The following is a 25,098-nucleotide window of genomic DNA, read 5'->3' on the forward strand; positions in this document are numbered from 1 at the left end:
TCAATTTTCATCCCAAATATTAAAAAGGCTCCTGCAAATTTTCTTTTTTCCTATCTTGCATTGATAATTTAAAAGAATGGATACAACCTTAATTAATATTCTCTGTCTTATTTTATTGGTTCTCGGGATGCTGGGAACTTTCCTTCCCGTACTTCCGGGGCTTGTGCTAAGCATCTGTGGACTTTTAATTTATAAATTCGGGACAGATACCGATCTGCCAATGATCTACATCTGGGCATTTGGGATCCTCACAGCAATTTCTGTAGTTTTAAGCTACGTAATCCCAGCAAAAACCAACAGGAAATATGGTGGAACGCGTTGGGGAAGTATCGGATCAATCATCGGAACGATCGTAGGAATTTTCATTCCTATTCCTTTAGGATTCCTGATAGGAATGTTTGCCGGGGTATTTATCGGGGAGCTTCTTCACGACAGTAAAGATATGAATAAGGCCTTACGGTCTACTAAAGGCGCATTTATCGGCTTCATTTACGGAACAGGTTTTAGTCTTGTGGTAGGTGTGGCAATGTTTTTGGTAGTAGTTTTAGATATGCTTGATATTATTTAAAAAAAGAAAATATGTTCCATAAAGCCATTATATTCAGTCTGGGAATGCTCACTTTAGCAGGATGCAATGCCCAAAAGAAAACAAAAACTCCGGAATCAACTGCCGGAACTGCCTCCAATTCCTCAGGAACCAAAGCTGAAGTACAGAAAGAAGGTATCATTTATTTTAATCAGGGGGAAAATAAATTCCTTAAAGAGTATGAAATGAATGTAACCTTCAAAGGAATTTCTGAAGACAGCCGCTGTCCTGAAGGAGTAGCATGTATTTGGGCAGGAGTTGCGGTAGCGCAAGTAGAAGTAATGGGAACCTACACCCGGCCTGTCGTCTTAAGTCTTGCTACTTCTGACCATACAGGACGAAATTACCACAAGTCTGCAGAGTTCAACGGATATACCATTTCACTGGAAGAAGTAACCCCTTCCCGGAAATCTGAACCCGGAGGAAAAGATCTGGATGGACAGTACAGAATCGGAATCAAAATCACAAAAGCTGGCGGAGCATCAAGCTCTACCACGAAATAGGCTTCTTCCCTTTTGAGACCAGATATTCATTGATCTTTGAGAAGGGTTTGCTTCCATAAAATCCTCTATGTACAGAAAACGGTGACGGATGCGCCGATTTTAAAATAAAATGCTTAGCCGGATCAATGAGTTCGGCTTTTTTCTGTGCAAAAGCTCCCCAAAGTACAAATACTACATTTTCTTTTTTATCTGAAATTTCCTTGATGATAAAGTCTGTAAATTTTTCCCAGCCTAAGTCTTTATGGGAGTTTGGTGAATGTGCGCGAACGGTTAAAGTGGCATTCAGTAGTAAAACGCCTTGTTTTCCCCAGTCATCCAGCTCTTTTGAAGTTCTTATGATTCCTAGGTCATCCTTTAATTCCGTGAAAATATTTTTAAGGGATGGCGGTGCCGCTACCTGTTCCGAAACGGAAAAGCACAAACCATTAGCCTGATAATCATTATGATAAGGATCCTGCCCGATGATCACTACCTTTACCTCTTCAAAAGGTGTGATTTCCAGTGCTCTGAATATTTGGTTTTTAGGTGGAAATACTTGGATTGCTGCATATTCCTGCTTTACTTTTTCCCAAAGGTTGGTAAAGTATTCTGTGTTTTTTATTGGGGTTAAAACTTCTGTCCAGGTCATGGGGTTTGAATTAATAATTTGAAAATGAGTTAAATTGATAATTAAATTTATAGCTAAATATTCTTTTTTAAACTAAAGACAATATTGTCAGGAAAACCATCATCGGTTCTTTCCTCTTCCAAAACAAAATTATGCTTTAAAAGAAGACCTTTTGAATTTTCATTGAGCTTATGGGTAAAAGCTAAAATTTCCTGTAAATGTAATTCATTAAATCCATAATCTAAAACAGTTTCCAATGCCTCGGACATGATTCCTTTTCTGTGATAGCCGGGCAAAAGCTCATAACCTACTTCAGCAGTTTTCCTGTCTTCAGAAAAATTCCAAAGGCAGATTGTCCCGATAAGGTTCGGTTGGTTTTTACAGGTAATTCCCAGATAAACAGTCTGATTATTTTGGGTTTTTTCTTTAATTATTAAAATAAATTGCAGGGCATCATAATTCGTTTTCGGAGAATTTCTTTTTACGAATTGATTAATCACTTCATTACTCCGAATTTTCAAAATATCTTCTACGTGACTTTCATTAATTTCTTTTAGCAGTAATCTTTCCGTTTCCAGTTTCATCCTTCAAATTTAATAAAAACCTCATGATTCAGTATTTTCAAATGCTCAAATTGTCTCATTTTCAAATAACATTCACATTTTCTCACTAAATTTGCAGTGTGTATATAAATAAAGAAGATTTAAACGAATTAGAGTTTCCGCAATTGCTCGCGGAAATCTCTCCATTTGCGTATTCTCCGAAAACGAGAGAAAAAATTCTTCAACTTCGTCCCATGGAAATTGACGAGGCGGAACTTTCACTGAAAAAAACGTCGGAGTACCTGTCGAGTTTTGAAAGTTCAAATGCAATTCCATTCGATGAATATGAAGATATCGAAAGTGAGCTGAAATTAATGCTGATCGAGAATTACCGCCTGGAAAACAGTGCTTTCATTAAAATAAAAACCTTAACTGAACAGATAGGAAAACTTCAGAAGTTTTTCCCGACCATGCCCGACACGTTCCCTACTTTGATAGGTGATGTTTCCGTGCTGGAATTCAAAAAAGAAATCATTGATAAGATCGATAAGGTCTTTAACCGTTTTGGGGAAGTAAAAAGTGACGCCTCTCCTATTTTAAAGGAGCTCAGAGCTGAAATTCAACATGCTAAAAAGGCAATCCAGGAGAATTTCAACCGTGCGCTGTTCAATTACGGACAGAGTGACTTTCTGGATGATATCCGGGAAACTATTCTTGAAGATCAAAGGGTTTTAGCTGTAAAATCCGGGTTCAAGAAAAGGGTGGCAGGAAGAGTTTTAGGAATTTCAAAAACAGGTTCTATCACGTATATCCAGCCGGACAGTGTAGTAAAGCACTACTTCAAGCTGCGTGAAAGTGAAGAGGAAGAGAAGAAAGAGATAGATAAGATCCTCAGAAAACTGACTGCGGAACTGGCAGAATTCCAGCCTCAGCTGTGGAGATACCAGATCTATATTTTTGACCTTGACCTTACAAGAGCGAAAGCTAAATTTGCTGATCTTGTCAACGGAATCCTTCCGAAGATCAACCGTCACAGGACGCTAAAGCTTAAAGATGCGTACCATCCGCTGTTATGGCTCAGAAATAAAGCTGAAAACAAAACGATTCACTCTCAGAGCCTGTCATTGACGGATCACAACAGAATTATCTGTATCTCCGGACCGAATGCAGGAGGAAAATCCATCACACTGAAAACCGTTGGTTTGCTTCAGCTGATGATCCAGAGCGGAATTCTGGTTCCGGTACATCCGAGATCCGAAATGTTCTTCTTCGAAAAGATCATGACCGATATTGGTGATAACCAGTCGATAGAAAATCACTTGTCCACCTATTCGTCAAGGCTTAAAAAAATGTCCGGGATCATCCGCGAAGCTGATGCCAATACACTTTTGCTTATTGATGAATTTGGAACAGGATCAGATCCTGAACTTGGTGGTGCCCTTGCGGAAAGTTTCATGGAATATTTCTATGATAAAAAGAGTTTTGCCATCATTACCACGCACTATACGAACATCAAACTGGTGATAGAACAGCTCCCGAATGCTGAAAATGCAGCTATGCTTTTTGATGAGGAAACCCTGGAACCGATGTATAAACTGGAAGTGGGACAGGCAGGAAGCTCCTTTACCTTTGAAGTAGCAGAGAAAAACAGAATTCCAAGATTTATCATTCATGCGGCAAAAAAGAAAGTAGAGCACGATATTGTCAATTTAGATAAAACGATTGTAAAACTTCAGCAGGAAAAATTTGAGGTTGAAAAACTGAAAACCGATTTGGCTGAAAGAAAGGAATCTGTGGAAGACAAACGTGATAACCTTCAGAAGCTGAATGAGCAGCTGCAGCAAAAGCTTTTCAACTTCCAAAAACTATATGAAGAGGAACACCGAAAGCTTCAGTTTGGAAATAAAATTGAAACATTTATCGACAGCTACGTGAAGGGCAAATCGAGAAAAGATGTTGTAAAGGATTTTGTGAAACTGCTTGAACAGGAAAAATTCAGAAAAATAGGTGCTGATAAAGATGAATCAAAACGTCTTCAGGTGGTTAAAAGAAAGATCACGCAACAGCTTAAGAAAGAAGATGTAATCGAAAAGATTGCTGAAACCAATGAAAAACTGGAAGAAAAACGCAAAACCGACCGTGCTGTCTGGATGAAAGAAGGCCAGCGTGTCCGTATTCCGGGAAGTACCAGCGTAGGAACGATTGAGAAAATCTCCAAGAATAAAGTAATCGTGAACTACGGAACTTTTAAAACAACGATTAATGCGGATGAACTTGAGAGAATTTAATGATTTATAACTTTAACCTTATAAAAATAGCGTTGAATGTTCAGCGCTATTTTATTTTTAGGGGTATCAAATCTTTTTTTACTTTTGAATCATTGATAAAAATTTGACAGCCCTTGGATCTTTGATAGAAAACTGATCATTCCTGCTGTTCTATTTTCTTTTTTGCTATCTTTTTTAACTCAGTTTAAATAATAAGATCAGATTCCAGATAAAGAATAATTTTATAATCTTCTCAAAATAATATTGATAAATTTAATCAAATACCGTTATATTTTACAGAACAAAAAAACATTTAATTTATATATTTGAAGGATCAAAAAATTTCATAAAATGATTTCCATAAACAAAGTATTGTATCTCTCCGCTTTCAGCCTTTTTTCTCTAGCATTTGTCAAGGGTCAGAATAAAGTTCCTTTTGGCGTTGTAAAAGCTGAAGAAGGCTATGCCAATGTGCGTGTCCACAAGGATGACTACAGGAAAATTGTAGACAAGATCCGTATGCGTAAGGGTGATGTATTTGTTTATGTAAAGCCTGCTCCGGGAGAAACGGAATGGGTATGGATCAAATATCCTGAAAAGCAGGATGAGGAAAAACCTTTTGTGAGATACGAGAACCTTGAGAAGGAAGGAATGGTCAACAAGGAACGTATTGCATTTATAGATCAGCTTCCTCAGTTTACTCCTTCTAAATCCAAGAACGGAAAATCACTTATCTTCACAGATAACAGCAATCCGAAAATACCGGCCTCACAGAGAACCAAGGTTGTTATTGATATTTATCCGTCCAATGCCGGTTATAGAAAGCAGGAAAAAGATGCGGATGGAAAGATCCTTACTATAGATAAAATAAAACCATGGGGCATCAAAGACGGACTTCCTGAAGGGATGACAGAGATTAAATCTATCAGAGTTCAGCAACCGGGAAGAGGTTCTGTTTTTGTAAGGGAAGCCATTAAAAATATGTTCCAGCCTACTATGGATTTCAATAATGTCGGAGTAACGGCTCTTGACAAAGATCATATCTATCTTTATATGATCAACGGCTCGGGTGAGAACAGATATGTCACACTTTGGACCATCAAGGAAGGAAGGGTGATGAGCCAGATTATTTACAATAGTCCGGAATAATTGCCTTTTTTCACTTTAATATTCTTATTTTTGCCCTGAAAAAGCTTAACGCTAATTCATCACAGAAACTGGTTCTGCTTAACGCAGATTAAAAGGGAACCGTGTGAAAATCACGGACTGTCGCGCAACTGTAAGTAACTGAAGTCTTTATCAAGAATCCACTGTGCAGGGCACGGGAAGGAGATAAAAGATGTTACAAGTCAGGAGACCTGCCTATTTCTTTAAACAAGAAACTTTCGCGATTTGAAGTTTATTGATCTGATGGACTGCCTCAGGAATTCCTATGATTCCTGTCACTGTTCTGTTATTTTGATAATATTTCATTTCGTATTAATTAATAATGAAATATGACTACAGAAGAAAGAATTGCAGCATCCGAAACCAGAATTTTCAAAGCGGTTTTCCCCAACACAACCAATCATTATGATACTCTTTTCGGAGGTACGGCTATGCAGCTGATGGATGAAGTAGCTTTTATCACAGCAACCCGTTTTGCAAGAAAAAGAGTGGTAACCGTAAGCAGCGATAAGATCGATTTTAAAAGACCTATTCCCGCAGGAACTATTGTAGAGCTGATCGGAAAGGTATCTTATGTCGGAAAAACAAGTATGAAGGTGAATGTAGAAATCTACACAGAGCAGATGTACTCCTATGAAAGAGAAAGAGCTATTGTAGGTGATTTTACTTTTGTGGCAATTGATGAGTTTAAAAAACCAATCAGAATAATGTAAAGAATAAGTTTCGGGCGGCCTTTGGCCGCCCGAAACTCTTTATAGTAAATAATGTATTTATGAAAATATATTTACTCCAATAAGTGAATGCCCTTGTTTATCTAAAAAAATAGCAATTTAAAATCTTAATCTCTCTTTGCGATAAATCTACCGAACCACCTTGTCAGTATCCAAGCTTCTGATCAGTAATGTCTCAAAAGCCTCTCCCATCTCATCCGATGCCCGTCTAATAGCATTTTCCAGCATATTTCTGATCTGCTTTTCAGTCACACCGGCTTCCGTCCAGCTTTTTCCTGAAGTGTGAGAATTTAAGATAAACGGCATGATACGGTCAATGGAGCAGGCAAAAATAGCATCCGGTGTTTTTTCTTCCTCAAATTCAAGCCATAGTTCAAAAAACTCTGTACGTAAAGGTTCATCCAGGATTCCAAAGATTTTCTGTGCTGAAATTTTTTCTCTTTCAAATTTTCCCACCATTGCTATTTCATCAAAAAGGAAAGTATCTCCTGCCTCTATTTCCACTAGATCATGAATGGAAAGCATTCTTATTACTCGTAAAAGATCAATATCCGCACGGTTTTTAGCATATGGATAAAGGATCTGCGCCAGAATAATAATCTGCCATGAGTGTTCGGCTGTATTTTCCCTTCTGGAATCATCGGCATTGTAGTTTCTTCTCTGTACGTTTTTCAGGGCATCAACTGCCAGGATAAAATCAATCTCCTTCTGTATCTTCATTTCTATTTTTTATTTAAACTATTAATATTCGGTTGACTTTTTAACTACCCACTTGTTATTAATCTTTTCTCTTATGGTTACTTTTGGAGGTTCCTCACTTAAATCTCCGATTTTTTCGTAAACCAGATCTAATCCTTTATTGGGAATCACCTGATATTCGTAGGTGTAATGTAAAGAAGCCCCGGATCTGGCGTAAGTGGTTAGTCGTTTTCGCTTTGGATCTACATCAAACATTCCCTGGTAGGAACTGGCAATTTCAGTAAGTTCTTTACTCATGACAAATTGTTTCTTTGTGGAATTAAAAACATACACGTCAAAAGAAGCGCTGCCATAGTTTCCGCCACTGCCGTTTCTTATGGCTACATCTTCGGTACCGTCAAAATTAAAATCACCAAAAATCACAGGTTCATCATGAACCATCCCATGAGTTAGTGTTGTTACACTGGTATTTGACAGTTTCATTTCTTTTTCAAAATACATCACAAAATCTTCAGAAGCAAGAGTCTGTAGCTTCTCTCCGCTTTTACTGAACAGTATAATAATAGCTTTATTCCTACAGGCACCAGTCTGACATTCTTCAACTGTAATCTCTGCATTATATTTTTTGGATGCATCTTCAACAGCAAAGCGGTATTGCCCGAAGCACACAGGCCCCAGCAGGAGCAATGCATATAAAGACCGGTAAAATAGAAACGTATTTGTCATTTGGAGTAACATTAGTTTTAAAACTCAGAACAAAAATACGAATCACCAGCCACAATTTGTCATTTTTTAAGTTGATTTTAAATTGATTTTCATTTATTCAGATTTTAAATTGAAATTTATTAAATTGAAAATCAGCAAATTAAATTATTTCTTTTAAAAATTTCACTACTTTGTATTGCATATTACCATTTTAATTACATATCTTTGTAATGTAAAATCGGAATAGGTTCATCTAGCTAGGAACATTATTCTGAAACTATAACTAATTAACAAAACTTATTAAAGATGAATACTGAAAATACCAAAGCGCAAATGCGCAAAGGAATTCTGGAATTCTGTATTTTAAGTCTCATCAACCATCGTGAAATGTATGTTTCCGACCTTATCGATGAACTTAAAAAAGGAAAACTGGATGTAGTGGAAGGAACCCTCTATCCTCTCCTTACAAGACTGAAAAATGGCGAGTTCCTTTCCTACAGATGGGAAGAATCTACAGGAGGACCACCAAGAAAATACTACCAGATTACAGAAAAAGGAAAGCTTTTCTTGGACGAACTTCAAAATACCTGGGCAGAACTGACAGCGTCAGTAAACCAAATTACTCAAAAAATTTAAAAAACAAAGCTATGAACAAGACACTCTCAATAGGACTCGCAGGTTTTTCTTTCACTATAGAAGAACACGCATATATAAAGCTCAGCGATTACCTGAATGCACTGAGAAGCTCATTGGATGCTTCAGAGGAGGAGGAGGTAATGCATGATATAGAAATAAGAATGGTAGAAATCTTCAGAGATTCTTTAGGAAAACGTGAAGTAGTAAATGATTCTGATGTAGAAAGAGTAATTGCTCAGATCGGTACTCCTGAAAAGATCGAAGAGCAGGAAGAAGCTTATTTTTCTGAGAAAAACACTAAAAAAACCCATACTTCAGGTACTGAATATACAAATAAAAAGCAATTATTCCGTGATCCTGAAAGACAAAAGATCGCTGGGGTATGTGCCGGACTTGCTCATTATGTAGGAATGGACATTACAGCAATGAGAGCCATCTGGCTTGGAATCTTTGTATTGGGTATTTTCACGGCAGCTATCTCTTCTTCACTGATTGGTCTTCTTTATGTAATTCTCTGGATCGTACTTCCTAAGGCAGAAACAGCGGCAGATTTCCTGAAAATGAAGGGAAAGCCTATGAACTTCGACAATCTTAAGAATGAGTCTAATAAATTGGTTCAGTTTGCCAATGAATCTACTCAGAGAGTCGGGGAAATTTACATCGAAAACAAACCTTATATCAACAATGCAGGAAGCGGAATCTGGAATGTAATAAGATATATCTTAGGAGGAATCTTCGCATTAATGGCATTCGGGAGCTTATTAGGTGCATTTGTAGCATTCGGATTTATGGGAAATAACGATTTTCCTCCTATAAATCATATGAATTATCTGTTTGATGACGGGAACATGAAATACGTACTGATGGCAATGATCATTATTGGAAGTTTAATTCCTGCAATGATATTCGCACTGTTAAGTATTAAACTTATTTCACCAAAAACTAAATTAAGAAATACAGGATGGGTTTTAGGAGCATTATTCCTTACATTAATTGCAATTTCTACTTATTTCGGAATTAGCATGGCGAAAAAAGAAATGTTCCTGAAAGGACATAAGGAAGATACAGAAGAGATCTCTATTAATACAACTTCTGATAGCTTATATGTAGATATGAAGCAGATATCTATCCCACAGAACTTTACAGGATACGATGATGATCTTTACTCTGATAAAGTCTCTGTATTTGAAAAAGACTGGGTACATGTAGAAGTTACAAGAAAAGCGGATATTAAAACACCTTACCTGATTATTAAGAAAGAAGCTAAAGGATATAACCTTCCTCTTAATGTAAATGTTCCGGTAGAAATTGTTAACAACAAAGTTATTCTTCCAAATTATATTAAGTATCCTTATGAGCACAGATTCAGAGATTATAATATTGATTACGAACTGGTAGTTCCTCAAAATGTGATTGTCCTTCCAGTGAAAAAAGACGGAATCAATTTTGACGGAGATCTGAACGGGGACGGAATCAATGACAGTGATCAGGAAAAAGATGAAGACGGAAAAATCAGAATTGAAAAGAACAAAATTTCTGTAAATGGTTCTACCATAGAATATAATTCCGATGACAAAGACAGCATCATCATCAATGGGAAAAAAGTTCCGAATTCCCAGGCTGATCAGGTAATTGATTCTATGAAGTCTACACTGAAAAAAGCGAACAAAAATGTAGACATCAAAATTAAAGACGGAAAAGACGAAATTTCCATACAAACTAAATAATTAACTTCAGAGAGTGCAGAAGGTGTGAATGGAAGGCAACCGTTTGAAATTCACACTCTTCTTCTCTCAGAAATCAGAAAAAAATTATTATTTAGTTCGCTATGTTAAAAAAATGTTATACATTCGTGTAGTTAAAAAATAATTAACCAAATCATTTAAAACACCTTAACCATGGTACAAGTTGCATTAGAAATTGTAATGAAAATCGTAGATTTAATCAGCGGTTTGTTTTAAGAGCGATAATATTTCAATATATTTGTAAAGTATAACCTGTTTGGTTATACTTTTTTGTTTTTAATTTAAAGATATATGAAAAAGCTGATAGGTAAATTAATGTTAAAGATGCTGGGCTGGAAAGTTGTCCTGCAGGGCGACGCGAAAAGTCTGAACAGATGCATCCTTGTCGTTGCACCCCACACGCACAACATGGAATACCTGTTAGGAAATCTTGCCTATTGGTCTTTGGAAAAACCTTTGAAAATCATCATCAAAGATGCTCATACAAAAGCATGGTACGGAAGTGTTGTAAAAGGGCTTGGCGGTATTGGTATCGACAGAAGCCAGAAAAATGACCTGGTGAATTTCGTGGCCAGACAGTTCGAAAAAGAAGATTTCAGCCTTGTAATCACACCTGAAGGCACCAGAAGCTGGGTACCGAAGTGGAGAAAAGGGTTTTATCATATGGCATTGGCTGCAAAAGTTCCCATTGTTCTTGCTGCAGGTGATTTCAAAAGAAATATTGTTTATTTAGGATATACTATACCTTATGAAAGAATTGCTTCAGTTCCTTTCTCCGAGATTATGGAGGAAATTCAGGATTATTACGTAAAAAATGATATTGTTCCTAAAATTCCCTCAAACTGGAACCCGAATATTATGGGAACGGGTAACGAAGATGAAGTTAGAAGTTAGAAGTTAGAAGTTAGAAGTTAGAAGTTAGAAGTTAGAAGTTAGAAGTTAGAAGTTAGAAGTTAGAACAAAATTACTTTTACTCATTAGATAATCATTTATCATTCATTATTTATCACTTATAAAATGAAAGGTCAGACTAAAGAAGAGCTCCTTACGTTCTTAAACAACTGGGGCGACAATATAACATTAGCAAAAACGCTTGAAATACAGTTCATTGATATTGACGTTGAAAATGAAACTTTAACTGCTACAATGCCGGTACAGCCAAAGGTACACCAGCCTTTCGGGATCCTGCACGGAGGAGCAAGCTGTGTGCTCGCTGAAACTTTGGGCTCAAGCCTGTCCAATATGTTTATAGACGGCAGCAAATATTACGGGGTGGGAACCAATATCAATTCCAATCACCTGAAAAGTAAAAAAGACGGGATCGTAACAGCTACAGCACGTTTCATCAGGAAAGGAAAGACCATGCATGTTTCTGAAATTGAGATCAGAGATGAAAAAGGAGTACTGATCAACCATACTACGATGACAAATAATATTCTCCTGAGATAATCGGGAATATCAATAAAAAAAGGCTCAAAGAATTGGGTCTTTTTTTATGCACTTATCCGAATATTTTGTTAAAAACAGCTCTTTTAATTTTGACAGTTTTAAGACTAGTAATACCTTTGCTGAAAGGAAAATCAATTTGGGAATTTCCTAATGTATTCCTGTGGTGATTTTCAAAACCTATCCTCAGCTCATGATTTATTTCAAACTTCCTTTCGACGAAACACTATATTCAACTGATCCGAAAACAAACGAGGAATCCGTCAGCTTTCATTCTTTTGACCTGTTGAGACAGATTAGTTTCAAAGGCAATATCATCAATGCTTCCGAGCAGTTTAAGCAAGCTGGCATTACCAATGAAAATTTATCGAAAGATGAAAGTTTTTTCAGTGCAGAAACAAAAGAAGAATATATCAATAGTCTTCACCAGGTCATTAACGTTATTAAAGACCATCAGCTTCCAAAACTGGTATATTCCAGAAGGAAGATCTTCAAAAATTTTAACCGCATAGATTTTAAAGAAAGTTTCAACAAGCTATGTGCCTCTTATCCTAACGCGTTCAGATATATTTTCAATGACGGACACAATGCCTGGATGGGAGCTTTTTCAGAGACTCTGGGGAAATTTAATAAAACAACCCATGAGTTTGAAACCATGAGCCTGGCAGGAACCCTTCCTGTATCCGAAGAATGGACAGAAAAAGAAATTGAAGAGCAGAAACCTGTCACCTCCTATATTCAGGATACTCTTAAGAACTATTCCGAAAACATAGAAATATCAGATACCTACGACCATATTTCAGGAAACATCAAGCATCTCCGGACAGATTTTAAAGCCCACATTAAGCCTGAAGATCTGGACAGTCTTATCAATGACCTTCATCCTACTCCGGCAGTCTGCGGTATTCCAAAGGATTTCTGCAAAAAAAGTATTCAGGAACTTGAAAAATTTCCCCGTGAACTGTATTCTGGCTTCATTAAAGTGGAAACAGATGAGAATGTCATGTATTTCGTCAACCTGAGATGTGCAAGGCTCTACAAAGATTCTGTACACGTATTTGTAGGTGGTGGCATTACTGCCCAGAGCAGTCCGGAAAAAGAATGGCGGGAAACGGAACTGAAGTCAGAAGCAATTTTAAAGAATCTTGTGGTTTCTTAAAATACAGGCAATGGTGACTTTGAGAATCTCAGTAACAGATCCAAATTTTATTATAATGGATTTAAAATAAAGAAGAGTATTGTAGGTGGCTGAGGATCTCGAAGCCACCTCTCTCAAAACCAAAAAACCTCTTTCCAGCGAAAGAGGTTTTATTATATTAAATAATGTAATTTTTAAATTATTTCTTCACTCCAATCCTGCTCCACGTATCCAGTACAAAAAGCAAAATCAGACCAAGAACTGCTGAAGCGATTGAAAATACAAACTTCAGGTTATCTTCTGACAAAAGATCCGTCTGCCAGTCCAATGCATAAAGATTGATGGCAATAAAAACGATAAACACAACTAGAAATACTTTATAAAACTTCTGCATGATTCTTAAAAATTAATATAGTTCAGCACCAATTGGGCAAAGTTTGCGGTAAATAATTTTATTGAAATAGCTAAAAGGATGATCCCGAAAACCTTTTGAAGAATAGACAGGGTAGCCTCCCCCATTTTGTTTTCCAGCCATTTTGCTGATTTCAGCACCAAATATACGAAAATTGTATTGAGAATAATCCCCAAAATAATATTAATATCATGAAATTCAGCTCTGAGAGATAAGGTTGTTGTAAGTGTTCCGGCTCCTGCAACCAGTGGAAACGCAATAGGAACAATGGATGCAGCCTTTGCCTCTGTAGTTTTGTTGATCTCAATACCTAAGATCATTTCAAGGGCTATGATAAAAATCACAAAAGCCCCTGCAATAGCAAAGGAATTTACATCTACTCCGATCAGCTTAAGAATTTTATTTCCTACGAAAAGAAAAACGATCATAATGGCACCGGCAGTAATGGACGCTTTTCCAGCCTCTATCTGCCCAAACTTCTGCTGAAGGCTTACCACAATAGGAACAGAGCCAATAATATCGATTACGGCAAAAAGAACCATAAAGCAGGTAACGATCTCTTTAATAGAGAAATCATTAAATATTTCCATCTCTTTGTAATTAATAATTTCGCAAAAATATGAAAAAAAAGTGACTATTTGCTAATTCGTGAATACAAATCAACAACTGCTTTTAAAAGTTCCTCCATTCCTTCTGCTGATTTCAGAGGCGAGTATTTTTCCATTTGAATCCTCTGAAGCAAATTTCTATATTCTTCCGCAACAGAAAGTCCTTTATAACTTTCCAGGAATATTCTGAAATCCTGTGAAGAGCTTTGGAAATACTGTTTTCTGACATCCATATCCATTTCTTCCAGAGTATCAAAGAACTTTTGATAATCTCCGTTATCTTTAAGATTCTCAAGATAGCTGAAATAATCGTTAATATCCGTTCTCAGCGTTTCTCTTATCTGCTTTTCTGTTTCAGCTACAGAACCAAGCGATTTCGGGGATGCTGTTTCTTTAACTAACGTTCGTTTTTTTTGCCATGTCTTAAATAACAGATACATAATAAATAACCCGATAAGAATGGAAATATTGGTTAAAAGAATGTTCCAGTGGAATTTACTCTTTTCCTTTACTTTAAATGTCGTCGTCTTCAGAACGGGAGTATTTACCGTTTCCAGAAGCGTGTTGGTATATTCGTTTACCTTCTCAACTGTGGTACGTGATTCCAGGATCTGATCATGGGAAAATGCATTCAGGGTAAGGGTTTTATTTCCAAGGTCAACATATTCGCGGCTGGCCGGATCAAAAAATGCGAACTGCTCGGTCTGGATCGAAATAGCACCCGCTTTTTTAGGAATGATAACATAGTTAGCCAGGATTTCTCCTTTCATTCCTGTAGTTCCGGGAGCCACTTTGGATGTAATTTTAGGGGTAAAAACTTCATAATCCGGAGATGAGGTAATCTTAGGAAGATGCATATCCGGAAGATTTCCTTCTCCTGAAACTTTAACAACAACGTTGATCGGCTTGTTAACTTCTATTTTATCTTTTGATGCATTATATACATTCACCTTGAAGTTACCTACTGCATTTTTAAAGTATTCAGGTGATCCCTCAGGAAGTTTTTTAACATTAAGCTTTACTCTATTGGAAACAATTTTATTTTTATTCGAATAAGAGCTTACCGATGCAGATACTGATGGAACATCTACATACCCTGATTCATTGGGAAATACCATAAATACTGCTACTACCTGAGAAGCCATATTTCCCGCACCGGAAGGATCTATCTCCGATTTGTTTAAATTTATAGGGTGTACATTCAGATTATCCTGACGCGGAAGGTGAATATCTTTCACCTTTCTGAAATTGTCCATGTTTTTGGAATATACCCTCAACACAGCTACTGTAGCCTGATCCTGATAAACTTCGCGGTCTTCTATCTCCATATTGAGATAGATTTCAGTGGCAAGATTGCTGGCAAGAGATCTTCTTTCAATGATCTCTTTTATATTAATATCAAAAGGTTCTGTTTTATAGATCTTATTATTGACTGTTACCAGTACGGAACCGATCTTGATTTTACCCTTCTTTTTAGGTTCAAGAGCAATTCTGGATATTTTCTGAGTAATAAGTGTATTGGTAGCCGGGTCAATTAATGTATTCGTCATTGATCCGCTTCCTATAATATTGAATTTCGAGAGGTCGGGAAGCTGAAAACGGGTTTGTGGCTCAAGGTCTATACCATTAAGCTCCAAAACAATTGTAAGGTTTACAATATCCTTTCCGTTATATTCGGACTTATCAGGCTCCATAAACAGATTTACCTGTCCGTAAGAAATTACGGATGCGAAAAGGAATAATATGTAAATCAGTTTATGCTGCATCACCAATCTTTTTCGTTGCTTTGAGGCATCGAATAAGAATTCTTATTTAAGATTTTTCTGGCGGTTTCTTTTTCTTTTTCGTTGACTTTATCTAATATAGCATTTTCAAGGTTCTTAGGCATTTTTCCTTCATTATTCTGGTTCTGCTTAGGAGTATTTCCCTGCTCGCTTTCCCCTTCATTTTGCTGGCCATTGCCCTGATCCTGCTTTTGATCTTTCTGGTCACCTTTCTGATCATCATTTTTATTCTGATCATTTCCTCCTCCGCCTTTTCCTGAATTGTTCTGTTCGTTTTTCTGCTGTTGCTGCTTTTCTTTTTCTTTCAGCTTGGCAATTTCATAATTCTTTCTGGTCGCTTCATTATAAGGATTCTGCTTCAGAGCCTGCTTATAATAGTCGGCCGCCTTTTCCGGCTGGTTCATCTGCATGTAGGTATTGCCCAAATTATGAAGAGCGGCCGTTTTATCCGGCAGCGTCTGTGAAAGCTTCTGTGCTTTGTCAAATTCTGCTTTAGCCTCTTCATACTTTTTGCTTTTATACAATGCATTTCCCAGATTATAATGAGCTGTAAAATCTTTTTCATTTTCTTTTACAGCTTCCATATACTTGGAAGAAGCTCCGTCATAGTCTTTACCGTTAAATTTCTGATTACCCTCATAAACTAAAGTTCTATAGTTTTCCTGCCCAAACAGTACGTTTGAGAATAAGAAAGCAATAAGAAACGATAAAAAAATGATTTTAGTATTCATTACCTGCAAAATTATTCCTTTATATGTTAATAAACAGACTTCTATTTGTTAAAGTTCGGTTAAAGTACTTATTTAAAATCTTGATAAACAAAGTATAAAAACTAAATATTGAAATCTTTTTTCGGGTTCAAGATATAAATTAAAAAGAAAAAGAAAATGGAAACTATTAAAAAATACTGATAATAGTGATTGGCATTCTGGGACTTTACCAAAGTCTGTGCAGATGAAGTTTTTTTATTAACTGCACCAATAATTTTATCGGGAGCTTCATTGATATTATTGCCGTCTATGTAATCTCCTCCTGTGGATTCTGCCATCTTTTTCAGGGCTTCCGTCTGTCTCTTAGAGATCACCGTTCTGCCATCCATATCGGTCTTATAGCCCATCAGCTGTCCGAAAACATATTCCGGAACCGGCGCCCCTTCATCTGTCCCTATTCCTACCGATGTTATGGAAATTCCTTCTTTATTAGCCAATCTTATGGCAGCATTATCATTTCCTTCATTATCTTCGCCGTCGCTCAGAAGAATGACCTTTCTTGAGCCCTTGCTTACGTTTTTAAACTTTTCTGCTGTCGCCTGCATACCTTTCAGGAAATCTGTCCCCTGGATTTTCATAGAACCTGTCTCTACTGCACTTATGTAGGTTTCAGCAGTTCCGTAATCTGTGGTAAGCGGCATAATAGAAACTGCTTCACCGGCAAAGATCACGATACCGATCTTATCATTCTTCATCTTCTGCATGGTGCCCAGCATTAGGTTTTTCGCCTCTGCAAGGCGGCTGGGATCAATATCTTCTGCATTCATAGAATTGGAGACATCCAGCATAAAGATCACATTATTAAGCCGTTGATTGGTTTTCACCTCCTCAGAACCATTCAGTAAATCTATAATCGAAAATATCAGAAAAAGCGTTCCCAAAAGGTATAAAGCCGGAAAGAATTTTGTAAACCCGGATCTTTTTTCAAATAAGCTGTCATGAAACCTGCTGTCTGCAAAAATCTCTCTTTTTTTCTTTTTCCACCTCAAAAAACGGATCAGAAAGAAAGACAGCAGCGGCAGCAGCAACAGCAAAAATAAATACCAGTAATTTCCTAAAGACCAATTCATCAGCTTAAAAATTTATATAAAACCCATCGCAGCAATGCATCAAAAAACAGCATTCCCAATGCGATCCATAGGAAGATTTTAAAATATTCGTCATAATTGTACAGCTTGGCAACCTTAATATCGGTTTTCTCCAATTGATTGATCTCGTCATACACTTCCTCAAGACTGCTGTTGGAAGTCGCCCTGAAATATCGACCGCCAGTTGTCTGTGCAACTTCTCTCAGTGTATTTTCATCAATCGTAACCTCTGTTTCCGTAAAGATAAGATCTCCGAAAATATCCTGAGAGGTGGGCATCAGGGCAAAACCGTTGGTTCCTATCCCAATGGAATATACTTTTATATTATTATTCTTGGCTAGTTCTGCAGCAAGTTGTGGAGGAATTGCATTCTGGATGTTGCTTACTCCGTCTGTCATGAGGATCACCACCTTACTTTTAGCTTTGCTTTTGATAAGATGGTTCACCGCTACAGAAAGTCCTTCTCCAATAGCTGTTCCCGGCTCAAGACCTGCAGAATTAAGATTTTTAATTTCATCTATAACCACCTGATGATCAGAAGTCACCGGCACCTTGGTAAATGCTTCTGCGGCATAAGCCACCACTCCTATCCTGTCATTCGGACGTTTCTGTACAAATTTTACAGCAATATCTTTTAATGCAGTAATACGGTCCGGACTAAGGTCTTTGGCAAGCATACTCAGGGATACGTCTATGGAAAGCATAATATCTACACCTTTGGTATCGTCCCTGTCCTGAGAGACTGTAAAAGTTCTCGGCCTGGCCATCGCAATAATCAGTGCGGAAAGAATAATATATTTCGAAAACTTAAGCAGGCCAAGCACAGCACGGATTCCCGCGCTGCCTTCCATATTCTGGACAGTAGGAACTTTGATGCCTTTCCTCCGCTTTCCACCCGCATCTTTAATAAAAAGGGGAATAAACAGCAGAAAAAGCAACAGGAACCATGGGCTGTAAAATTCAAAATCAGGCATCCTTTCTTAAGTTTTCAAATTCTAAATCTTTCGAGGATCTCTTCACAAAATTGCGGATATCTGCAAAATCTTTTTCCATGGTAGTCTGGTCAGGGAAAGTCTTGGCAAATTTCACCAGATCTCCTCTTAAAAATACATCTTCCACTATTTTTTCATTTTCCTGAGAAATGGTATTGTTCTTTTTCATGACATCAATAAGATCATCGGTAAGAAGAACATCTGCCGGCAGATGATATTGTTTCGCAATAAATTTTCTGGATATGTCTATCAGTTCAACATAGAACGAACGGAAATCGCCTCCTTCAATGTACTTTTTCTTTTTCAGGGAATCCAGCTCCTTTAAAGTCTGGTTGGTAGCAACAGCAGGTGAACTTTTAGATTTCCTGCCCCATTTGATAAACATAATGACAGCAATGATAAGAGCAATAACGGCTAAAGCAGCGAGAATATAAAATTTATAAAGCTCCCAGTAATCTTTAGCTTCAAGCTTTACTTCCTTATTATTCATGATATCATTGATCTGGTCTGCCTTTTGGGCGGTATTCACCACATCTATTTCATAAGGAATGGTTTTTAAAATCTTACCTCCTACATTAAATTCCAGCTCGGGAATGGTAAACTTCCCTTCTTCATACACTGAAAATTCAATTTTTCTTTCATAAGAATTCTGGTTTTGCCCGATGCTGTCTTTAATTTCTTCAAAATGAAAAGGCAGCAGTTCGTTTTTAGGAGCGGAAATTACCTGCAGCTCATGAACATTGTCTATTTTAATGACCAAATTATTGACTTCACCTAAGGCCAGGGTTTTCTTTTCCAGATTGGAAGACAATATCTGCGAAAAAGCATTTCCACAGATTAGAAAAGAAAGTATGAATAATATTTTTTTCAATTTAAAATAATAATAGTTGAGATCGGAGCCTTTGTTATTGATATTTACTTCTTCTGGAAATAATTATACAGCATTTTAGAATAATCGCTACCGGTGCTCATATTCATAAAGCTGGCCGAGCTGGAGGCAAAATCTTCTTCCAGAACCCGGACTTTCTGTTTCTGGGCTTCAGCAAAAGTATACCTCCATCTTGCACTGGAAGTATTGGCCCAGACTTCTTTTCCTGTTTCGGCATCATACAGAAGAGCATAGCCTACATCAGGAATTTCATTATCTTTTTCGTCATAAATCCTCATCCCAAGCAGTTGATGCTTTTTTGAAGCCACTCTAAGCATTTTGGAATCATAAGGGTCTTCGAAATCTGAGAAGAGAAAAACGAGTGACTTTCTTTTGAAAATTCCCATCATATATTCCATGGCCTTATCAATCTTTGATACAGCCGGGACATAATCTGCCGTCAGAATATTGCTGATAATAGAAAGAATATGTTTCCTGCCTTTTTGAGGCGGAATTACTTTATATACTTTATCTGCAAACAGGATCAGTCCTACTTTATCATTATTTCCTGCTGCTGAAAACCCAAGGCTGGCGGCAATTTCTGCTACATATTCCCTTTTAAGCTGGTTTTTGGTTCCGTAATCCATAGAGGCGGAAATATCTACCAGGATCATCATGGTCAGCTCTCTTTCTTCTTCCATTACTTTGACGAACGGCTCACGAAAACGGGCTGTTTTGTTCCAGTCGATCCTTCTGATCTCGTCTCCGAACTGGTATGGGCGGACTTCGGAGAAAGTCATTCCCTGTCCTTTAAAAGCACTGTGATACTGTCCCATAAGTGAAGCTTCCGTCTTCTTTCTGGTACGGATTTCTATCTGCTTTACTTTTTTTACAATATCTTTTATTTCCATAAATGCGTTGCGGGTTTCGAGTTGCGGGGTTTGTGTACGCGCTACTAACTTCCCTCTTCTAATCTTTCAATTCAATCGAAACATTCAGCCACTCACTGTCAAATTTCGGGCTGTATTTCTTATAAAAATTAATGGCAGGTTCATTCCAGTTCAACACCTGAAAAACCATTCCGCTGTACTGGTTAGATTTTCCATATTCCAAAGTGGCATCAAACAGAAGTTTTCCAATCTGTTTTCCTCTCATTTTTTCAGTTACTACCAGATCTTCAAGATACAGCCTTCTTCCTTTCCAGGTTGAAAACCGGTCATAATATAGGGAAATTCCTACAATTTCATTGTTCAGTTCAGCAACGAAAGCTCCCCAAACCGGAGATTTTCCGAAACCATCTTCTATAAATTCATCCAAACTTATAGTCACTTCATGAAGTGCCTTTTCATATTCCGCAAGTTCACGGATGAGCTCCAGCATCGGAGCACAATCTTCCCGGACAGCTTTCCTGATAACCACTTCACTCATTATGGTGCCTGAATTTTAGCTAAAATCCTGTTGATAATCTCTTCTGATGAAATTTCTTCTGCTTCCGCTTCAAAGGTAAGACCAATTCTATGTCTTAATACATCCTGAGCCAATGCTTTTACATCTTCAGGAATCACAAAAGCTCTTCCTTTCAGGAATGCATAAGTTCTGGATGCAATGGCAAGATTGATGGATGCTCTGGGAGAAGCTCCGAATCCGATATAATTTTTAAGTTCAGAGAGTCCGTAATTTTCCGGATAACGGGTTGCAAAAACCATATCCAGAATATATTTTTCGATCTTTTCATCCAGATAAATCTGGTTAATCAGTTCTTTGGCGTCTACAATATCCTGCAGTGATATCACCGGTTTTACAACAGGTTGATGAGAAGTGGAAACCATTCTCATGACCGTTCTTTCGTCTTCAAAATTAGGGTAATCGATCTTACATTTCAGCATAAAACGATCGCTCTGTGCTTCAGGTAACAGATAAGTTCCTTCCTGATCGATCGGGTTCTGAGTTGCCAATACCAAAAACGGCTTCGGAAGTTTCATGGTTTCATCTCCAATTGTTACCTGCTTCTCCTGCATCACTTCCAGCAAAGCTGACTGTACTTTTGCAGGTGCACGGTTAATCTCATCCGCCAATACAAAATTGGCAAAAACGGGACCTTTTTTTATCGAAAAATCGTTGTCTTTGATATTGAAGATCATGGTTCCTACCACATCTGCCGGAAGCAGATCAGGAGTAAACTGTATTCTGGAAAATTCGCCATGAACAGCTTCTGCCAGGGTTTTGATCGCTAAAGTTTTTGCCAGTCCCGGAACTCCTTCCAAAAGGACGTGCCCGTTTCCTAAAAGACCTACCAGAAGGCGGTCTATCATATATTCCTGGCCAATAATCACTTTATTGATTTCCTGTCTCAGAAGGGAAAATAAGTAATTCTTTTCTTTTACTTTTTCCGTCAACTGGCGGATATCTTCAGCTTGATATGTATCTGACATAGCTTTAATTAAAAATAGGTGGTAAATTTCTGATAAATACTGGCATTAATCAACATAATGAATGCCATTTTAAAGTTAAAGTTTGTTAAATATTCCTTTATTTATAATGGATCCAGGTAGTGGCTTCAAAAAAAATTCAGGCAAAATCACTTAAAATGGCTTAAAAACCATGATAATAGTTCTTTAAAAAAGCTTCTTCACTCGGCTGTTATTTTTAACAAAAATGTATTGATTCCAATGGCAACTCGTGCTTATTATCTAATGCAGAATATTTTACTAAAGTTTAGTACCGGTCAATCACTATCTTGAAATTCATGGAGCTTTATACTCAGTAATATATCTTATCGCACCGCCAATACTTTTCGGAGTTTTTATGATCGATAAAAAGAACATAACAATTAACATCCTTTTTCAGGATTTAAGAACATTTAATTCAATCCCTTATCCAAAAAATTGTCACTTCCAGTTTATTAAACTATTTTTGGTGATTAAAATTTTTTGCAAAATGAATTATCATTTTCAAGCACACAGACAAGTGAGAAAGAACCTTTTAAGTATTCTGCAGAACACTTCCCACGAAGATCTTCTGTTGATTCCTGACGGTTTTAATAACAATATGTACTGGAATATTGCCCATACGGTTGCCACACAGCAGCTCCTGCATTATTATCTGAGCGGAAATCCCTTCAGAATAGATAAATATTGGATCGAAACCTACAAAAAAGGAACTCTTCCTAACCTGAATGTACAAAAATCTGAAGTGGAAGACCTTGAGTTTTTACTCACTGAAACTTCAAAGATTTTAATGAAAGATTATGACAGCGACTTCTTTTCAGATTACACGCCATACACGACCAGTTTCGGAATGGACCTGAAAAGCATCCAGGATGCCATCATCTTCAATAATATGCATGAAAGCCTGCATTACGGTTATATCATGGCACAGAAAAGAGCAATACTTGGAGAGAACGGAAGGTAAGTGAATTTTTGCTACGCAAGTCAATGGTCAGATGTGAATTGTACGGCTTTCAAATTTTGACTTATGAAGTAAAATTCACTATTAACCATTCACCATATAATTTATAATAAATTTCAATGAAAGACGATTTTATTTTCGGGCTACGTCCCGTAATTGAAGCTATTGAAGCGGGAAAAACGATTGACAAGATCTTTGTGCAGAATGCACTTCAAGGTCCTATTTATGCTGAGCTGAAAACAATTTTAGCCAAAAATAAAATTCGTCCCAACTATGTTCCAATTGACAAGCTGAACCGTTTTACAAGAAAAAACCACCAGGGAGTGGTTGCTTTTATTTCAGATGTTCCGTTTCACAGAGTGGAAGATATTGTTCCGCAACTGTTCGAAGAAGGAAAAACACCTTTCCTTTTAATCCTTGACAGACTTACAGATGTGAGAAACTTTGGGGCGATTTGCAGAACAGCAGAATGTGTAGGGATAGATGCCATTATTATTCCTGAAAAAGGAGGAGCGCCTATCAATTCAGATGCTATTAAAACGTCTGCGGGAGCGCTTTATAATATCAAGATCTGTAAGGAACCGAATCTTGCGCATGCAGTAGATTTCCTTCAGCAAAGTGGTATTTCTGTATTTGCAGCTACCGAGAAAGCTCAGAAACTGATTTATGATGTAAATTTCACAGAACCTTGCGCTATTGTAATGGGAAATGAGGAAACCGGAATTTCTAAAGAGGTCATGCATCATTCAGACGAAAAAATAAAGCTTCCTATTGAAGGCAAAACACAGTCGTTAAACGTTTCTGTAGCATGCGGAGCCATTTTGTATGAAGCAGTAAGACAGAAAATCGTAGCAGCTCCAATTCTTTAATCAGTCAGGAATAAGTATTTTATCGTGATGCTTTGTGGTATCGTTATTGATGCACAGAACGGACATATCAGTAAAATTTAAACTTTAAAAAAAATCAAATGAAAAATATAGCAGCATTAATGCTTATCTCATCTATAGCTCTTGTATCTTGTAAAAAAGAAACAGCAACCATCACTAAAGTAGATCCTAAAACAGGAAAAACAGTTACGGTAGAAGTTCCTGCCGATTCTGTAGCTAAAGTGGCGGCAAACCCTGCCATTAAAGATTCTGCGGGAGTTTTCACTCAGACATTTAAACTGGAAAAAGGAAAAACCTATCCTCTTACTACGTACCAGAGAGATGTGAAAACAATGGAGGATCCTCAGGGAAAAACGATCACAGCAACCAGTGAATCTACGGATGAAATGAGCTTCACCGTCAATGATATCAAAGGGAATGTGTATGATATGACCCTTAATCTTGTAGCTAAAAGAAATTCGCAGAGTGCACAGGGTAAAACAGTGATCGTAGATACCAAACTGGCTATTCCGAAAGAAGATGACCTGAAAATGATCTGGAATATCAACAAAGCTTTGACCGGAAACAAGCTTAACATGAAGATGGATACTAAAGGAAATGTAGTTTCTATCACAGGATTTGATGCTGTTTACACCAAAGTTACTGCTGCTGTAGGCACTCTGATCAAAGATGCCAACCAGAAAGCAAGCGTTGTAGCCAGCCTTAAGGAAACTTTCAATGAAAAGGTATTAAAAGATCAGCTGAATAAAAATTTAACGATCATTCCTAAAAAAGGAGTGAAAATCGGTGAAAAATGGACCACTTCTGAAAATGCTGATCCAAGCGGAAGTGTTAAAGTAACTTCAAACTATGTGTTGAAAAGCGTAGGAAACGGAACTGCAGAAATCTCAGTAACAGGAGGAATTCCTAAAAAGACGGAAAAGAAAACACAGGGGCCTATCACACACAGCCTTAGCAGTGAGCTTGATCAGAACGGAACCATTAAGTTTGACCAAAGTACAGGATGGATCACCAATCAGAATATCGATGTAAAAACAACACAGGTTGAAACTATTTCAGACGGAAAACAGTCACAGTCTATGAAAAGCACGTCCAAATCTTCTGTAATGGTAAATCCTTCTGCAAAATAATTAAAATTAAAGACGTTTTAGAGTCAGAGTGTTAAGCAGGTTTTTATTGTTGATAATAACTTTCAGAATAATTTTTTATAAACCTTGAACAGCAGCTTTGAACTTTAAATCATAAACTTTGAATTTAAATTAGAAATTATGAAGTACATTCTTGAGTTAGTTCTCTCTGCCATCATTATTTTCTTTGTCTGGAATATCCTGAAACGGGTATTCTTCAAGACCTTTTACAGTTACAGATTTGATAATAATAAAAATAATAACAGACAGCAGGATCTAAACAGCTCGAATAAGAATAAACAGAACCTCAACTGGGATGCAGAAACAGTTGACTATGAAGAGGTAAAAGAAACCAAAGACAAAAGGTAAAAATTCCAAAGAA

Annotated in this window: 28 protein-coding genes and 1 riboswitch; of the genes, 14 read left to right on the forward strand and 14 right to left on the reverse strand. The window is 37.2% G+C overall.

Annotated elements, in window-relative coordinates; translation table 11 throughout:
• The first annotated feature begins 76 nt into the window (after positions 1–76).
• Both ACMGDK_RS10355 and ACMGDK_RS10360 read left to right on the forward strand, forming a co-directional pair.
• On the forward strand, positions 77–568 hold the full coding sequence (locus ACMGDK_RS10355; RefSeq protein WP_436807884.1) for a DUF456 domain-containing protein: 492 nt from the start codon (positions 77–79) through the stop codon (positions 566–568).
• 11 nt (positions 569–579) lie between these two features.
• Entirely contained in the window at positions 580–1,089 is a 510-nt protein-coding gene (locus ACMGDK_RS10360; RefSeq protein ID WP_436807885.1) for a hypothetical protein, read from the forward strand.
• Here ACMGDK_RS10360 and ACMGDK_RS10365 read toward each other — a convergent pair.
• Together ACMGDK_RS10365 and ACMGDK_RS10370 are read right to left on the reverse strand one after the other, a co-directional pair.
• The gene (locus tag ACMGDK_RS10365) at positions 1,076–1,717 is read right to left on the reverse strand and encodes a uracil-DNA glycosylase (RefSeq protein WP_436807886.1); all 642 of its coding nucleotides are present in this window, start codon (positions 1,715–1,717) and stop codon (positions 1,076–1,078) included. The genes ACMGDK_RS10360 and ACMGDK_RS10365 overlap by 14 nt on opposite strands.
• 53 nt (positions 1,718–1,770) lie before the next feature.
• Positions 1,771–2,280, reverse strand: a complete 510-nt coding sequence (locus ACMGDK_RS10370) for a GNAT family N-acetyltransferase (protein WP_436807887.1) — start codon at positions 2,278–2,280, stop codon at positions 1,771–1,773.
• Positions 2,281–2,378: 98 nt separating this feature from the next.
• On the opposite strand from ACMGDK_RS10370, the gene ACMGDK_RS10375 reads away from it, so the two are divergent.
• The 3 genes from ACMGDK_RS10375 to ACMGDK_RS10385 all read left to right on the forward strand — a co-directional run bounded on the left by ACMGDK_RS10375 (position 2,379) and on the right by ACMGDK_RS10385 (position 6,385).
• Positions 2,379–4,526: an endonuclease MutS2 gene (locus ACMGDK_RS10375; RefSeq protein ID WP_436807888.1), complete on the forward strand. Its 2,148-nt coding sequence runs from the start codon at positions 2,379–2,381 to the stop codon at positions 4,524–4,526.
• A 330-nt stretch (positions 4,527–4,856) separates the two neighbouring features.
• On the forward strand, positions 4,857–5,654 hold the full coding sequence (locus tag ACMGDK_RS10380) for a hypothetical protein (RefSeq protein ID WP_436807889.1): 798 nt from the start codon (positions 4,857–4,859) through the stop codon (positions 5,652–5,654).
• A gap of 52 nt (positions 5,655–5,706) precedes the next feature.
• Positions 5,707–5,885, forward strand: a riboswitch (cobalamin riboswitch).
• A gap of 116 nt (positions 5,886–6,001) precedes the next feature.
• Positions 6,002–6,385, forward strand: a complete 384-nt coding sequence (locus ACMGDK_RS10385) for an acyl-CoA thioesterase (RefSeq protein ID WP_436807890.1) — start codon at positions 6,002–6,004, stop codon at positions 6,383–6,385.
• A 147-nt stretch (positions 6,386–6,532) separates the two neighbouring features.
• On the opposite strand, the gene ACMGDK_RS10390 is transcribed toward ACMGDK_RS10385, so the two are convergent.
• Both ACMGDK_RS10390 and ACMGDK_RS10395 read right to left on the reverse strand, forming a co-directional pair.
• Positions 6,533–7,123 carry an HD domain-containing protein gene (locus ACMGDK_RS10390; protein ID WP_436807891.1) on the reverse strand — a complete coding sequence of 197 codons (591 nt, stop codon included), beginning with the start codon at positions 7,121–7,123 and terminating at the stop codon, positions 6,533–6,535.
• 21 nt (positions 7,124–7,144) lie between these two features.
• Positions 7,145–7,828 (reverse strand): XAC2610-related protein, encoded by a 684-nt coding sequence (locus ACMGDK_RS10395; RefSeq protein ID WP_436807892.1) that lies wholly within the window; start codon positions 7,826–7,828, stop codon positions 7,145–7,147.
• A gap of 285 nt (positions 7,829–8,113) precedes the next feature.
• On the opposite strand from ACMGDK_RS10395, the gene ACMGDK_RS10400 reads away from it, so the two are divergent.
• The 5 genes from ACMGDK_RS10400 to ACMGDK_RS10420 all read left to right on the forward strand — a co-directional run bounded on the left by ACMGDK_RS10400 (position 8,114) and on the right by ACMGDK_RS10420 (position 12,793).
• On the forward strand, positions 8,114–8,443 hold the full coding sequence (locus tag ACMGDK_RS10400) for a PadR family transcriptional regulator (protein ID WP_034728860.1): 330 nt from the start codon (positions 8,114–8,116) through the stop codon (positions 8,441–8,443).
• Positions 8,444–8,454: 11 nt separating this feature from the next.
• Positions 8,455–10,170 carry a PspC domain-containing protein gene (locus tag ACMGDK_RS10405; protein WP_436807893.1) on the forward strand — a complete coding sequence of 572 codons (1,716 nt, stop codon included), beginning with the start codon at positions 8,455–8,457 and terminating at the stop codon, positions 10,168–10,170.
• Between the two features lie 309 nt (positions 10,171–10,479).
• Positions 10,480–11,082, forward strand: a complete 603-nt coding sequence (locus tag ACMGDK_RS10410) for a 1-acyl-sn-glycerol-3-phosphate acyltransferase (RefSeq protein ID WP_436807894.1) — start codon at positions 10,480–10,482, stop codon at positions 11,080–11,082.
• Between the two features lie 123 nt (positions 11,083–11,205).
• Positions 11,206–11,637: a PaaI family thioesterase gene (locus ACMGDK_RS10415; RefSeq protein ID WP_436807895.1), complete on the forward strand. Its 432-nt coding sequence runs from the start codon at positions 11,206–11,208 to the stop codon at positions 11,635–11,637.
• Positions 11,638–11,827: 190 nt separating this feature from the next.
• Positions 11,828–12,793: a chorismate-binding protein gene (locus ACMGDK_RS10420; RefSeq protein ID WP_436807896.1), complete on the forward strand. Its 966-nt coding sequence runs from the start codon at positions 11,828–11,830 to the stop codon at positions 12,791–12,793.
• A 178-nt stretch (positions 12,794–12,971) separates the two neighbouring features.
• Here ACMGDK_RS10420 and ACMGDK_RS10425 read toward each other — a convergent pair whose 3' ends face one another.
• The 10 genes from ACMGDK_RS10425 to ACMGDK_RS10470 form a co-directional block, all read right to left on the reverse strand.
• Positions 12,972–13,166 (reverse strand): hypothetical protein, encoded by a 195-nt coding sequence (locus ACMGDK_RS10425; RefSeq protein ID WP_034728849.1) that lies wholly within the window; start codon positions 13,164–13,166, stop codon positions 12,972–12,974.
• 5 nt (positions 13,167–13,171) lie between these two features.
• Positions 13,172–13,774 (reverse strand): MarC family protein, encoded by a 603-nt coding sequence (locus tag ACMGDK_RS10430; protein ID WP_111960736.1) that lies wholly within the window; start codon positions 13,772–13,774, stop codon positions 13,172–13,174.
• Between the two features lie 44 nt (positions 13,775–13,818).
• Positions 13,819–15,558: a BatD family protein gene (locus ACMGDK_RS10435; protein ID WP_436807897.1), complete on the reverse strand. Its 1,740-nt coding sequence runs from the start codon at positions 15,556–15,558 to the stop codon at positions 13,819–13,821.
• Entirely contained in the window at positions 15,558–16,307 is a 750-nt protein-coding gene (locus tag ACMGDK_RS10440; RefSeq protein WP_436807898.1) for a tetratricopeptide repeat protein, read from the reverse strand. Before ACMGDK_RS10440 ends, ACMGDK_RS10435 begins: the two co-directional genes overlap by 1 nt.
• A 101-nt stretch (positions 16,308–16,408) precedes the next feature.
• The gene (locus ACMGDK_RS10445) at positions 16,409–17,416 is read right to left on the reverse strand and encodes a vWA domain-containing protein (protein ID WP_436807899.1); all 1,008 of its coding nucleotides are present in this window, start codon (positions 17,414–17,416) and stop codon (positions 16,409–16,411) included.
• Complete coding sequence (locus ACMGDK_RS10450) at positions 17,416–18,408, reverse strand: VWA domain-containing protein (RefSeq protein ID WP_436807900.1); 993 nt, start codon at positions 18,406–18,408, stop codon at positions 17,416–17,418. The genes ACMGDK_RS10445 and ACMGDK_RS10450 overlap by 1 nt, the downstream gene beginning before the upstream one ends.
• Positions 18,401–19,297: a BatD family protein gene (locus ACMGDK_RS10455; RefSeq protein ID WP_436807901.1), complete on the reverse strand. Its 897-nt coding sequence runs from the start codon at positions 19,295–19,297 to the stop codon at positions 18,401–18,403. Before ACMGDK_RS10455 ends, ACMGDK_RS10450 begins: the two co-directional genes overlap by 8 nt.
• A gap of 44 nt (positions 19,298–19,341) precedes the next feature.
• Positions 19,342–20,205 carry a DUF58 domain-containing protein gene (locus ACMGDK_RS10460; RefSeq protein ID WP_436807902.1) on the reverse strand — a complete coding sequence of 288 codons (864 nt, stop codon included), beginning with the start codon at positions 20,203–20,205 and terminating at the stop codon, positions 19,342–19,344.
• A 58-nt stretch (positions 20,206–20,263) separates the two neighbouring features.
• Complete coding sequence (locus tag ACMGDK_RS10465; protein WP_436807903.1) at positions 20,264–20,722, reverse strand: GNAT family N-acetyltransferase; 459 nt, start codon at positions 20,720–20,722, stop codon at positions 20,264–20,266.
• Complete coding sequence (locus ACMGDK_RS10470; protein ID WP_426047414.1) at positions 20,722–21,726, reverse strand: AAA family ATPase; 1,005 nt, start codon at positions 21,724–21,726, stop codon at positions 20,722–20,724. Before ACMGDK_RS10470 ends, ACMGDK_RS10465 begins: the two co-directional genes overlap by 1 nt.
• A 505-nt stretch (positions 21,727–22,231) precedes the next feature.
• On the opposite strand from ACMGDK_RS10470, the gene ACMGDK_RS10475 reads away from it, so the two are divergent.
• The 4 genes from ACMGDK_RS10475 to ACMGDK_RS10490 all read left to right on the forward strand — a co-directional run bounded on the left by ACMGDK_RS10475 (position 22,232) and on the right by ACMGDK_RS10490 (position 25,085).
• Positions 22,232–22,705 carry a DinB family protein gene (locus ACMGDK_RS10475; protein WP_426047417.1) on the forward strand — a complete coding sequence of 158 codons (474 nt, stop codon included), beginning with the start codon at positions 22,232–22,234 and terminating at the stop codon, positions 22,703–22,705.
• 116 nt (positions 22,706–22,821) lie between these two features.
• Positions 22,822–23,571 carry a 23S rRNA (guanosine(2251)-2'-O)-methyltransferase RlmB gene (rlmB, locus tag ACMGDK_RS10480; RefSeq protein WP_436807904.1) on the forward strand — a complete coding sequence of 250 codons (750 nt, stop codon included), beginning with the start codon at positions 22,822–22,824 and terminating at the stop codon, positions 23,569–23,571.
• Between the two features lie 98 nt (positions 23,572–23,669).
• The gene (locus ACMGDK_RS10485; RefSeq protein ID WP_436807905.1) at positions 23,670–24,719 is read left to right on the forward strand and encodes a DUF6263 family protein; all 1,050 of its coding nucleotides are present in this window, start codon (positions 23,670–23,672) and stop codon (positions 24,717–24,719) included.
• 138 nt (positions 24,720–24,857) lie between these two features.
• A complete protein-coding gene (locus tag ACMGDK_RS10490; RefSeq protein ID WP_426047420.1) occupies positions 24,858–25,085 on the forward strand; it encodes a hypothetical protein in 228 nt (75 codons plus the stop codon).
• The last annotated feature ends 13 nt before the right edge of the window (positions 25,086–25,098 follow it).

Source organism: Chryseobacterium hilariae (assembly GCF_051400735.1).
Taxonomy (GTDB): Bacteria; Bacteroidota; Bacteroidia; order Flavobacteriales; family Weeksellaceae; genus Chryseobacterium.